This window comes from Sulfurimonas sp., from assembly GCF_023229105.1.
Taxonomy (GTDB): Bacteria; Campylobacterota; Campylobacteria; order Campylobacterales; family Sulfurimonadaceae; genus Sulfurimonas.
Window position 1 is genome coordinate 1 of the sequence record NZ_JALNZY010000066.1, and the last position, 11,056, is coordinate 11,056.

The 11,056-nt window shown below is 37.2% G+C and carries 10 protein-coding genes, 1 tRNA gene and 1 other RNA gene; 4 read left to right on the top strand and 8 right to left on the bottom strand.

The genetic code is table 11. From position 1 onward, the window contains the following. Positions 1–188 precede the first annotated feature (188 nt). Positions 189–686: a hypothetical protein gene (locus M0Q17_RS08765; RefSeq protein ID WP_295086017.1), complete on the bottom strand. Its 498-nt coding sequence runs from the start codon at positions 684–686 to the stop codon at positions 189–191. Between the two features lie 65 nt (positions 687–751). On the opposite strand from M0Q17_RS08765, the gene M0Q17_RS08770 reads away from it, so the two are divergent. After that, a tRNA-Thr gene (locus tag M0Q17_RS08770) sits at positions 752–828 on the top strand. Positions 829–830: 2 nt separating this feature from the next. Here the strand turns inward: M0Q17_RS08770 and M0Q17_RS08775 are convergent. The 6 genes from M0Q17_RS08775 to M0Q17_RS08800 form a co-directional block, all read right to left on the bottom strand. Beyond that, positions 831–1,826, bottom strand: coding sequence for a HAMP domain-containing sensor histidine kinase (locus M0Q17_RS08775; RefSeq protein WP_295086019.1), 996 nt, complete (start codon positions 1,824–1,826; stop codon positions 831–833). Positions 1,827–1,953: 127 nt separating this feature from the next. Continuing rightward, positions 1,954–2,610, bottom strand: a complete 657-nt coding sequence (locus tag M0Q17_RS08780) for a response regulator transcription factor (RefSeq protein WP_295086021.1) — start codon at positions 2,608–2,610, stop codon at positions 1,954–1,956. A gap of 9 nt (positions 2,611–2,619) precedes the next feature. Continuing rightward, positions 2,620–5,670 (bottom strand): CusA/CzcA family heavy metal efflux RND transporter, encoded by a 3,051-nt coding sequence (locus M0Q17_RS08785; protein ID WP_295086034.1) that lies wholly within the window; start codon positions 5,668–5,670, stop codon positions 2,620–2,622. A gap of 4 nt (positions 5,671–5,674) precedes the next feature. Next, positions 5,675–6,640 (bottom strand): HlyD family efflux transporter periplasmic adaptor subunit, encoded by a 966-nt coding sequence (locus tag M0Q17_RS08790; protein WP_295086023.1) that lies wholly within the window; start codon positions 6,638–6,640, stop codon positions 5,675–5,677. After that, entirely contained in the window at positions 6,637–7,812 is a 1,176-nt protein-coding gene (locus tag M0Q17_RS08795; protein WP_295086024.1) for a TolC family protein, read from the bottom strand. The genes M0Q17_RS08790 and M0Q17_RS08795 overlap by 4 nt, the downstream gene beginning before the upstream one ends. Positions 7,813–7,822: 10 nt before the next feature. After that, entirely contained in the window at positions 7,823–8,233 is a 411-nt protein-coding gene (locus M0Q17_RS08800) for a FixH family protein (protein ID WP_295086026.1), read from the bottom strand. 104 nt (positions 8,234–8,337) lie between these two features. Between M0Q17_RS08800 and ssrA the strand changes: the two genes are divergently transcribed. After that, positions 8,338–8,713: a transfer-messenger RNA gene (gene ssrA / locus M0Q17_RS08805) on the top strand. A gap of 42 nt (positions 8,714–8,755) precedes the next feature. On the opposite strand, the gene M0Q17_RS08810 is transcribed toward ssrA, so the two are convergent. Beyond that, positions 8,756–9,016, bottom strand: a complete 261-nt coding sequence (locus tag M0Q17_RS08810; RefSeq protein ID WP_295086028.1) for an HTH domain-containing protein — start codon at positions 9,014–9,016, stop codon at positions 8,756–8,758. Positions 9,017–9,154: 138 nt separating this feature from the next. On the opposite strand from M0Q17_RS08810, the gene M0Q17_RS08815 reads away from it, so the two are divergent. Next, positions 9,155–9,391: a hypothetical protein gene (locus M0Q17_RS08815; protein ID WP_295086030.1), complete on the top strand. Its 237-nt coding sequence runs from the start codon at positions 9,155–9,157 to the stop codon at positions 9,389–9,391. A 113-nt stretch (positions 9,392–9,504) separates the two neighbouring features. Next, positions 9,505–10,644, top strand: a complete 1,140-nt coding sequence (locus tag M0Q17_RS08820; RefSeq protein WP_295086032.1) for a site-specific integrase — start codon at positions 9,505–9,507, stop codon at positions 10,642–10,644. Positions 10,645–11,056: the final 412 nt, after the last annotated feature.

An 11,056-nucleotide genomic window follows, 5' to 3' on the forward strand; every position in this document is an offset into this window, starting at 1 on the left:
TGACGACTTGTTTGTTCAGGATGACGACTTGTTTGTTCAGGATGACGACTTGTTTGTTCAGGCTGGCAGCTTGTTTGTTTAGGATTACGTATGTTCCGTCATTCCGTGTCCTGTCGTCATTCCGTGCTTGACACGGAATCTAGTTTTTGAATTAAATAGAGAGTTCAATTTAAAATATGATGTTATGTCTAAAAATTGTAAGATATTCCCCACTTTATAAAGGGTATGGCAGATTTCATCACTTGAAATACTTGCAAAAGCATAAAACCATCCAAATCTGCTTTGGCTGTTATATTTTTAGAGCTTAGTGTTAAAAGGGTATGTTTTGAATTTATGTCGAAGGAAAAATTAACCTCTAGTAGGAGTTCTTCACTCGTTTTTAGGAGCTCTAGATTTACACTATCTGTTTTTGATATAACATTATCTTTATTTTCTTGACTCTCTTCATTTTTTTGATTCTCTGAATCTTTTTTATTCTCTTGTGTGGGCACACTTTGAAAATCGACAGTACCGTAATGTTTTGTCATAAACTCCTCGGCAGTGGAGATAAGATTTATGATAAAACTTCTTGTTATCATAAAATCAACTCTGTTTTGCATATCTTGATAATTTATAACAAATCTCAATCTATCTTCAAGCTCATCATAAATCGGTGTAAATGTTTTTGCTGTAATTTCTCTTTTCATGGCGCGAATTGTACATAAAATCAGTTTTAATAAAGGTTAATGAGATAAAATTCCACTCTATTTCCGCCGACATAGCTCAGTTGGCTAGAGCAGCTGATTTGTAATCAGCAGGCCCGGGGTTCAAATCCTCGTGTCGGCACCACCTTAAAATACCAAACTAACCGTCGTTAAACCGCTTTTTGAGTCTATCTCAATCTCAATCTTATATTTGCTACAAACTCTTTTTACGATATCTAAACCTATGCCAAACCCGCCCTCATGTTCATTAGCTCTATAAAACCTCTCGAAAATTTTACTCTGCTGCTCTTTTGCTATACCAATGCCGCTATTGCTGATGCTAAACTTATCGGCTGTTAGCTTTAGCTTTATCTCTCCGCCATGTTTGTTGTATTTTATAGCATTTGATATTAAGTTGCCAAAGAGCCTCTGAGCACTTACTTCATCAATAGTTAAGGTGCTCTCTTGCAGCTCCTTATGGATAGAGATAGATTTTTTTAACGCCAAATCCTCATAAAGAGAGAGTTCATTTTCTATGATTTTTCGTATATCGAGCTGCTTTATATTTTGATGTTGGCTCTCAAGCAGCAGATATGTCAAATCGGAGTAGATTTTTTGCACTCTTTTTGCGCTGATATCCACTCTTTTTAAAATCTTCTCATCTATATTCTCTTTTTTTAGCCTCTCTATACTCATAAGTATCGCAGTGATGGGAGTGTTTAGCTCATGCGTTGAGTCTTTTATAAATTTGTCTAGCTTTACTCTCTCATTTTGTATCGGTTTTAAAAACATTTTAGATAAAAGATAGCCAACAACCGCTATAAGAGCAACTGAGAAAAGAGCAACGAGGAGTATCTCTTGAAGCAGTTTTAAAATCTCTTTGTCTGTTTTTTTGCTCTTAAGTATCAGGTACTTCACGCCATGATGAAGTTGCGGGCTTAGGTCTATGAAATACTCAAACCCCTCATCTGCATAAAACCCCTGTTTTAGCGGAACATTTTGTATATCAAAGCCAGATATAAGCGCTCTATCTTCATCATAAAGCGTGATTTCATACCCAGGAATGTTCTCTACCTGCAGCGGCTCTGAGTGCATATAGGAGGAGATAATTTTAGAGGAGAGAGTTAGTGCTAAATTTTGCATCTTCTCTTTTTTCATGGAGATAATATTTGAGGATTCATAGCTGTAAAAACTAACGGCAATAAAGAGGATAAGAAAGATTGATGAACTAAGATAAAGTCCTAAAAAACCGTAAAACGACTTTTTTTCACTAGATGTTAACTCTATAGCCGACTCCTTTGATGGTAGTTATAAAATCCTTGCCTAGATATGCCCTTACATTTTTTATATAGGTTCTTAGCGTTGCATCACTTGGCACTTCGCTCTCAAACCAGATATTTGCAATAAGTTCCTCATGGGAGACAATTCTATCTTTTTGCGAGGAAAAATATCTAATAATTTCAAAATCTTTTTTAGAGATTTTTGTCCTTTGTCCGTTTTTAACAAGCTCGTATGTGCTTATGTCAAGATAATTTTGTGAGTCAATTTTTATATGTGCGGCATCCATATTATGCACTTTTATAAGATGCTCTATCCTTGCGTCTAACTCTAAAAGCTCAAATGGTTTTTTGAGATAATCATCACACCCCAAATCAAAACCTTTTTTTAAGTCATGTGCAGAATCAAGCGAAGTGATAAAAATGGCAGGGGTAGTAACATGCTGCTCTTTTAGGAGTTTTAATAGCTCAAAACCATTTAAAAGCGGCACATTTATATCAAGGAGCATCAAATCATATCGCTTAGAGAGCAGTTTCTCATAAGCCTCCTCTCCATCATAAACAGCTGATACGAAGTACCCTTTTTCACTCAGATGCTCGCTAAGAATTTCCGATAAAATAATATCATCTTCAAGTAGTAAAATATTCATTTGAGTATTTTACACTCTTTTTCTTAGAGAGTATAAAACAGGGATGATTAGCAGCGTTAAAATTGCAGAAGTCACTATTCCGCCTATCATAGGCGCTGCAATTCTCTGCATGACCTCGCTTCCGACTCCATCTATGTACATAATAGGAACAAGTCCGCCAAGAATTGCAAAAACAGTCATCAGTTTTGGTCTTAAGCGTCCTGCGGCGCCTCTAAGCACTGCCTCTTTAAATGGTATATTTTTTTCTTTTGCCGCCTCATCAAGATAGATTATCATGACAATAGCCGTCTCCGCCGCAATCCCTAGCAGAGCCAAAAAGCCGACTATTACGGCTACAGAGAGATTAAATCCGAGATAATCTATATATAAAAACCCTCCAAGAACAGCTAAGGGCAGGGTTAAAAAGACAATAAGCGAGTTTCTAAAATCCCCCAGCGCAAAATATATAAGTACAAAAATAGTAAGAACCACTATAGGAACTATAAAACCGAGTCTCTCTTTTGCAGATTCGAGATACTCGCTTTGCCCTGCAAACTCATAGTAATAACCCTTTGGAAGTTTGATATTTTCTAAAAGAGCTCTCGCCTCTTTTTTATACTCATCCACGCTTACCCCGCTCTTTGGCGTGATATAAACAAAGGAGACTTTCATCCCTTTCTCACTCTTTATAACGCTTGGACCCTCTGTATATTTTATATCTGCAAACATCTCTATAGGTAAAAATCCTGATTTTGTTTTAACCTTTAGCGCTTTAATCTTATCTATATCATCCCTTTGATCTGAATCAACTCTCATTGAGATAGGATGGCGTTTGAGCCCATCTATAAAGGTACCCACACTCAATCCGCCTACTCCAAAGGAGATAGCATCTAGTATCTCCTGCTTTGAGAGACCATATCTTGAGAGAGCATCTTGCTTTATCTCAATATCTAAAAAATAGCCGCTGTTTGATTTGTCTGCAGAAACACTCAGTGTGAGCGGGGTTGTCTTTAGTTTCTGCTCTATTTGTGAGGATATATCTTCTAGCATTTTATTGTCATCCCCGTAAAGCTTTATCCCCAAAGGCGTGCGAATCCCCGTTAAGAGCATATCTATTCTGCCTCGTATCGGGTATGTCCATGAGTTGATAAGTCCTTTAACTTCAAGCGCTTTGTTCATCTCTAGCATAAGCTTCTCATAAGTCATCCCCTCTCTCCAAAGGGATTCATCTTTAAATGTGATGATACTCTCTATCATAGCAAGAGGAGCGGGGTCTGTTGCCGTATTTGCACGACCTGCCTTGCCAAAGACAGTATCAACTTCGGGAAAGCTTTTTATAATCCTATTTGTCTCTTGAGTCAACTCTTTAGCAAGTTCAACACTAATTCCGTATGGAGTAACGGGCATATACATAAAGTCCTGCTCATTTAAAAGCGGCATAAACTCCCATTTTTGCGAATTGTAAAGAGGGTAGATATACGCTATGGCAGACAAAGCCAAAACAATAACAAGATATTTTAGCTTTAAAAATAATTTTAGCACAGGAGTATATAAAAATGTAAAAAAGCGGTTTATAAAATTTTCTTCCTCTTTTTTAATCTCTCCTTTTATCAACAGTATCATCAAAACCGGCACTAAAGTAATGGAGAGAAGTGCACCTATTAGCATCGCAAACGTTTTTGTATAAGCAAGAGGTGAAAAGAGCCTAGCTTCTTGCCCTTCTAGTGCAAAAATAGGAAAAAAGGAGACGACAATAAGGATAAGAGCAAAGAAGATAGGACGACCAACCTGCTGTGAGGAGTCGATAATAATCTCAATCCTGCTTTTTGAGCCGTCACTTTTGCTGAGATGCTTATGGGCATTTTCTATCATGACGATGGAAGCATCTACCATAGCCCCTATCGCGATGGCAATCCCCCCCAAGCTCATAATATTTGAACCTATATTAAAAAGGCTCATAAGCCAAAAACTAAGTAAAACAGTTAGCGGAAGCACGATAATAACAACCAAAGCACTCCTAAAATGAAATAAAAACAGAGCTATAATGATAATAACAATAATGGACTCTTCAATCAGCGTATTTTTAAGTGTATATATAGCTCTCTCAATTAGCTTACTTCTGTCATAAGCAGTAACTATCTCTACATCTGCGCTCCTTAGGGAGTCGATTTTGGCTTTTATCTTTTTTATTACCTCATAGGTGTTCCCTTTATAACGCACCAAGACGATGCCGCCTACTACTTCGCCCTCTCCATTAAACTCGGCAACTCCGCGTCGTGGTTGTGGCACTAAAGAGAGCTCTCCTATGTCTCTAAGCTTTAGAGGAACTACGCCGTTTACCTTGAGTGTAATGTTTAATATATCCTCAATACTTGTGGCATATCCGCGAGCTTGAATAATATTTTCATAGCCGTTTTGTAAAATAATGCCGCCGCCAATATCTTGATTGTTATTTTTTAGAGCTTTTGTTATTTCATTGATTCCGATGTTATATTTAACCATCTTATCTTGATCTACAAGTAGCTGATAATTTTTTACAAAGCCACCTACTGCCGCAACTTCGCTGACACCATCAACCCCCAATAGTCCATACTTTAAGTAATAATCCTGATAATCCCTTAGCTCGGCAAGATTAAGTTTGTCTGATTTTAGTATATATTGATACGCCCAACCAACGCCCGTTGCATCTGGTCCCATGCTCACTTTTGCATTTGATGGCAGAGTCGGCAAGATGGAGGAGAGCTGCTCTAGTATCCTGCTTCTTGCATCATATATATCCGTATCGTCTTTAAAGATGATATATATAAGTCCGTTTTCAAAACTGCTCATCGCCCTGATAGTCTTAATGTTTGGCAACGACATCAAGGAGCTTATAAGCGGATAGGATACTTGCTCTTCTATGATTTTAGGTGACTGCCCAGAGTAAGAGACTTGAAGAATTACCTGCGGGGGTGAGAGGTCCGGCAGGGCATCAAGTGAGATATGCTTAAGACTATAAAGACTCAAACCCGTTAATAAAGCAGAGAGTATAAGAACTAAAAATATATTTTTTGCACTATAACCTATAATCTTCTCAATCATCTCATTACCACTCTTCACTCATATATGAGCCGTTTGTTAGAGCATCGCTATCAAGCAAAAAGAGCGCATTTTGTGCTACTTCGCTGCTCTCATCTACGCCGTGAAGTATTTGGTAGTACCCGCCGATGTACTTAACTCCTACCTCTTTGGGTTCATATTGGCTTGCAGAGATTTTTACAAAGACATAAAACTTATCTGCTCTTTTTATTACGGCATCTTTTGGAAGCGTGAGCGCTGAGCTTAGTTTTTTGCTAAAACTCACTTTTGCAAACATATCTGGAAATATTTTAAAATTTGGATTTTTAATATCCATCCTGACATCAAAGGTCAAATCCTCTTTGTTTATTTTCGGATAAATTTTCTCTACTTTTGCAACTATAGGTTCACTTAAGCCCTCCACATCAATAAGTGCGCTCATGCCCTCTTGCACAAACTCCATATCCTTTTGATACACCTTTGCAATAACCCACATCGAGGAGTCATCCACAATCTTCAAAAGGGTTGTGCCCGCTTTGACATAAGAGCCTTCGTAAATATTTTTCTGGATGATTTTCCCACTGTATTTGCTATAAAAAGGGATAGCCGCATCTTGAGAAGTGATTGCTTTTTGATTAACTTCATAGAGCTTTAACTTCTGAAGAATTGTTGCATTTAGCGTTTGAAGATTTTTTGTACTCTCAAGCTCTTTTTTCAAGGTATATATCTCTTTTGAGTAGATATCAAATAGTCTCTGCCCCTTTTTAACGCTCTTATAAAGCTCGTTTGCATCAAGATTTTCAATATTTCCATCAAAGCGCAACACTAGTTCATAAATCTTTTGCTCATCATAAGAGGTTGTTGCATAATAGCTTTGGGTTATTTTTTGCATCTGCATCTTTGGCTTAATACTTTGAACATTAAAAGCCTGCTCAAATGTTTTTGAATGTGCTAAAGTAAAAATTAAAAGAACTAAAAGTAGCGTTTTCATCATAGACTCTCTTTCGTTAGATAAAAAAGCTCCAAGAGAGCAGTTCTTATCTCTAGTTTATATTTTAATTTCTCTACCTCTAAATCAAGCAGTAGATTTTCATTTTCTATATTTTTCTCAAGCGTAATGCTGTTTCTGATATTTGCATTATCATACTTTCGTAGCTCTTTATACCTCTCTATGATTGCATCAAGGTTTTGAACTCTTTTACTCAAATACTCTACTCTTTCATAATTATTATCAAAAAGCATAATAGTATTTTGCAAGTAGTTCTGCGTGTTTTGGGCGCTCTCTTGCTTTAGATAGTGCGTCTTTTTAACCTCTGCATCTTCTCTACCGTAAATCGGCAGCGCAAAAGATGTTGACACAGAGAGATAATCATCAAACTTATCACGATGGTTGTAGCTAGCAGAGAGAGTGATATTTGAGTATTTATTTCTCTGCTGAAGTTTTGCAATAATCTCTAGTTGCTTACTCTTTAGCTCTAAAATTTTATATTTTGGGGATTTTTTTATCTCTTCTTTAGAGAACTCTTCCTTGATTTGCACTTTTTGCACATCGGTAAAATCCTGATTTGCTAGATATCTAAACTCATTTTTTGCCTTTTGTACGCTCTCTTGAAGCTCCAAAATCTTATCTTCTACTAGAAAGATATTTTTTTGCAACGAAACACTTTTTTTAAACCCATCTTCAATGTCAATGCTACCCTCATAGTAGTTTTGCAATATCTCAAGATTGGCTTTTTTTTGCTCTAAAGAGTCTAAAAGAGTTAAAAATGTAGCTATCTTATCTACAGCTAAGAGCATTTTTTTGTACAAATCCAGCTTCAAATCTTCTAACTCATACTCCAAAATAAGAGTATCAGCTCTAAGTATTGCCTCTTTAATTTCAAGCTTGCCAAATGTTTCAAACTCCTGAGAGATTCCTATAAAGAGCGTTTGCATAGGTTCAATATCTCTTTTTAAAAAATTCTCATTTAAGAGCAAGTCGTTGGCACCTATTGAGATAACTGGATTTTTATATACTACTTCACCCCTGATAGCCTCATGTGATGCTAAAATCTTTTCTTGTTTTGCACGCAAAAGAGGTGACTTTAGCACTGCCTTTTCAAATACCTCGCTAAACTCCGCACTAAAACATAGTAGCGGAGCTAAAAAAAGAGTTAAAATTTTCATGCAAATCTCCTTAGTGATTATGCGACGATGAAGCTTGTCCTAGATTGACACTGCCTTTGTATTTATAATCTTTGCCCTGCTCATCTTTGATAAAAACTTGATACTGCCAGGTTCCATCCATAGCAAAATTGACATCACATTCAAAATAATTTTGTACTTTTTTACAAATATTTTTAGATTCCATAAAAGGCATTCCCGGCATCTCAGGCATAAAAAATTTAACACGAACATCCTTAGCCACGATACTCGCCCCATCATGCGAGCCTTTATTAAGCTCCACTTTGATTTTGTTTTGCCCTTGGCTGAGCACCTTTTCGCTTGAGAGCATCACATGTAAGTCACCGCTCATTCCCATATCCATAAAACCGCCTGCAAAAGAGAGGCTCGCACACAACAGTGTTGATGCTATAAACTTTTTCATACTCTTACTCCTTTTTTTGCAGTATATAATTTTTAACGTGTAGTAATCGTGTAGTCTATTTTCTTTACTATCTGTATATAAATATTGGATATAATTTCACTCATGGGGCTGACCTGGTTTCGACGGGATCAAGTAGCTTCTAATTGCATGTCGGACTGAGCATTTCCGTTACGCGGCTCAACTTGCTTAAACGCAAACAATACAAATTACCGCCCAGCTTACGCAGTAGCATAAGTTTTGACCCCTCGCAAGAGGTGGGCTGCTTCACCTAGTGACTCTAGATAGCTAGGACTCGAAGTATAACCATTATGTAGATATATTTTACGTCTGTCTCGAGCGTAAAACGAACCTTAGAGGCTCGTCTTGCGTAGCTTTGCAAGTTGTGTGAAGCAAGATTAAACTTAAACGACTTTACTAAACATGTAGACGTTAGGAGTAGCGTGGTTTCGGACTGGAGTTCGATTCTCCACAGCTCCACCAATTCTTTATCCAATACAATCCGACGACACATTTAAACCCTCTCTACCTTCTCATCTTTGCCTTTTGAGACAAAACCTCAATCCCGTCGAACATATCAAACATCTCTCCAAAAACAAGCCGGCCTAGTTTATCTTTTGTGATATTAAACCCGTACAACCTTGTATAGACATCTGTTTGAATCGTTCTTTGTGAGACATTAAACTCCTCCGCCAACGAAGAGATAGTAGGTCTCTCATCTTTAGCAAGCATCAAAATAATCGACAACAATCTAAAAAGAGCTTTATCGTATGATTTTTGGGACATTGTGAAGCCTTTTTGTTTATGTATATTAGTGTTTTTTATTTCAATTATATACTATTACACATATTATGTCAAGACTGAGCATATTAAATCAGTATATCTTATGATAAAATTATCCAAATATACGATTAAAGGCATTACATGACAAAAGAAATCTTCATTGCAAGATTAAAAGAATTAAAAATATCAAAGCAAGATTTTTCTGAAATTTGTAAAGTTCCATATTCGACAATCAACAATTGGGGAGTAAAGCGGAATGGTAAACCTCTAGCTATACCAAACTGGGTCGAACCATTCCTAACCTATTACGAAAAAGCACAAAAACTTGAGTATATCATGACCGAAATCTGTCAAAAAATCGAGAGTGTCAAGAGTTAATTTTTACTCTACATTTACTCATCTGCTTCTCTTTGGCTTCAATTTTCCCTTTTTTTAGCAAAACGAAGCAACCTCCTCACCAAATTTCCTTATATTTTCAAAAAGGAACCACCATGCCAAAAGCAAGCATAACCAACAAGTTCGTCTCAAAAATTACCTGCAATCAAGCAAAGGCAAAAGAGGTCTATTATGATGAGAAGTTAAGCGGTTTTATCTTAGAAGTTAGAAACACTCAGACAAAAACCTTCTATTACTCCTACTCTAAAAACTCTCGTCGCACCATGAGAAAGATAGGCAGCGCAGAGATACTCAGTGCCAGTGAAGCAAGAAAAATCATTTTAAACCTAAAAAAAGGACAACTCTCAAGTGATGTAGCCTCCATCATGGCAGAGAAATCAGGTGCTCTTACACTAGCAAATTTTTTTACAGAGTATTACCTCCCATATGTTCAAAAACATGTCAAAAGCCATGATACAAATGAGAGCATCTTTAAAAACCATATCCTCCCGACTCTAGGCACAACCCCGATGCAGAGCCTAAAGAAAATTGATGTCATGAAGCTGCATTCGGAGATGATGCAAAAAAAGAGACTCAAGCCAGCCACCGCAAACAAGCTTCTCATTTTTCTCTCCCAAGCGTATCGTTTAGCGTATGAGTTTGAGCTCCTAAAAACCCCCTACAATCCAGTAAGCGGAGTAAAACATTTTGAGGAGAACAACGAAAGACAAAGATTTTTAAGCAAAGCCGAGACAAAACGACTCTTAGATGCCGTGCTAATGAGCGAAAATGTACATCTCAAGTACATAATCCCCATGTTACTACTCTCAGGAGCAAGAAAAGGAGAGCTTCTAAAAGCCAAATTTGAAGATTTTGATGAGGTACAAATGCTCTGGATTATCCCCACGACAAAAAACGGCAAAAAGAGGATTATCCCCCTAACTCCCGAACTCTACAAGATTTACAAGCAAATCCCTCAAGAGAGCGAATATCTCTTTACCTCAAAGGCTACAAACAAACCCTACACGACTTTTTACAACTCATGGAACTCTGCAAGAGTAAAAGCAAATCTCGCAGATGTAAGAATCCATGACCTAAGGCACACCTACGCCTCAGCGCTTGTCAATGCCAAAAGAAGTCTCTATGAAGTCCAAGTTCTACTAGGACACTCAACAGCCAAAATGACACAAAGATATGCACATTTATCAAACGAATCTCTTTACGCTGCCGCATCTTGCGCTGCTAGGTTGTTTTAATGTGGGGGGGGTGTCGGTTAAGTTTCAGTTTCGGTGGTGTTGTGTGTTTTTGCCACCTTTTTACCCACCCCGCAAATTTCTTTTTTCTTAAAATCTTATAAAATCCTTAGCAATCTGCTGACAATCCGCAGGTAAAAACACTCATGATTTATACAGCCAAAATTTCTTAAAAACATCTATCTATAGGTCTTTTCAAAGGTTTTTTATTTTTATTTGCACCATAAAACAGATAAAAAATGAAAATAAAAAATACTTTCATTTGCTGGCGGTTTGCAGGTAATAGGGGTTGACAAGGGTTTTGATTTTGGATGTTTTTTTTGATAGTGTCGTAAAATAGGGGTTTTGTTGTGGTTTGGTTTTTTGTTTGGGGTTGGTGGGGCTTTTATGTTGACTACAAGTGTTGATACTATCG

Coding starts and splice junctions, on each gene's coding strand:
- M0Q17_RS08765 (WP_295086017.1), bottom strand. CDS start 686: ATGAAAAGAGAAATTACAGCAAAAACATTTACACCGATTTATGATGAG.
- M0Q17_RS08775 (WP_295086019.1), bottom strand. CDS start 1,826: ATGCAAAATTTAGCACTAACTCTCTCCTCTAAAATTATCTCCTCCTAT.
- M0Q17_RS08780 (WP_295086021.1), bottom strand. CDS start 2,610: ATGAATATTTTACTACTTGAAGATGATATTATTTTATCGGAAATTCTT.
- M0Q17_RS08785 (WP_295086034.1), bottom strand. CDS start 5,670: ATGATTGAGAAGATTATAGGTTATAGTGCAAAAAATATATTTTTAGTT.
- M0Q17_RS08790 (WP_295086023.1), bottom strand. CDS start 6,640: ATGATGAAAACGCTACTTTTAGTTCTTTTAATTTTTACTTTAGCACAT.
- M0Q17_RS08795 (WP_295086024.1), bottom strand. CDS start 7,812: ATGAAAATTTTAACTCTTTTTTTAGCTCCGCTACTATGTTTTAGTGCG.
- M0Q17_RS08800 (WP_295086026.1), bottom strand. CDS start 8,233: ATGAAAAAGTTTATAGCATCAACACTGTTGTGTGCGAGCCTCTCTTTT.
- M0Q17_RS08810 (WP_295086028.1), bottom strand. CDS start 9,016: ATGTCCCAAAAATCATACGATAAAGCTCTTTTTAGATTGTTGTCGATT.
- M0Q17_RS08815 (WP_295086030.1), top strand. CDS start 9,155: ATGACAAAAGAAATCTTCATTGCAAGATTAAAAGAATTAAAAATATCA.
- M0Q17_RS08820 (WP_295086032.1), top strand. CDS start 9,505: ATGCCAAAAGCAAGCATAACCAACAAGTTCGTCTCAAAAATTACCTGC.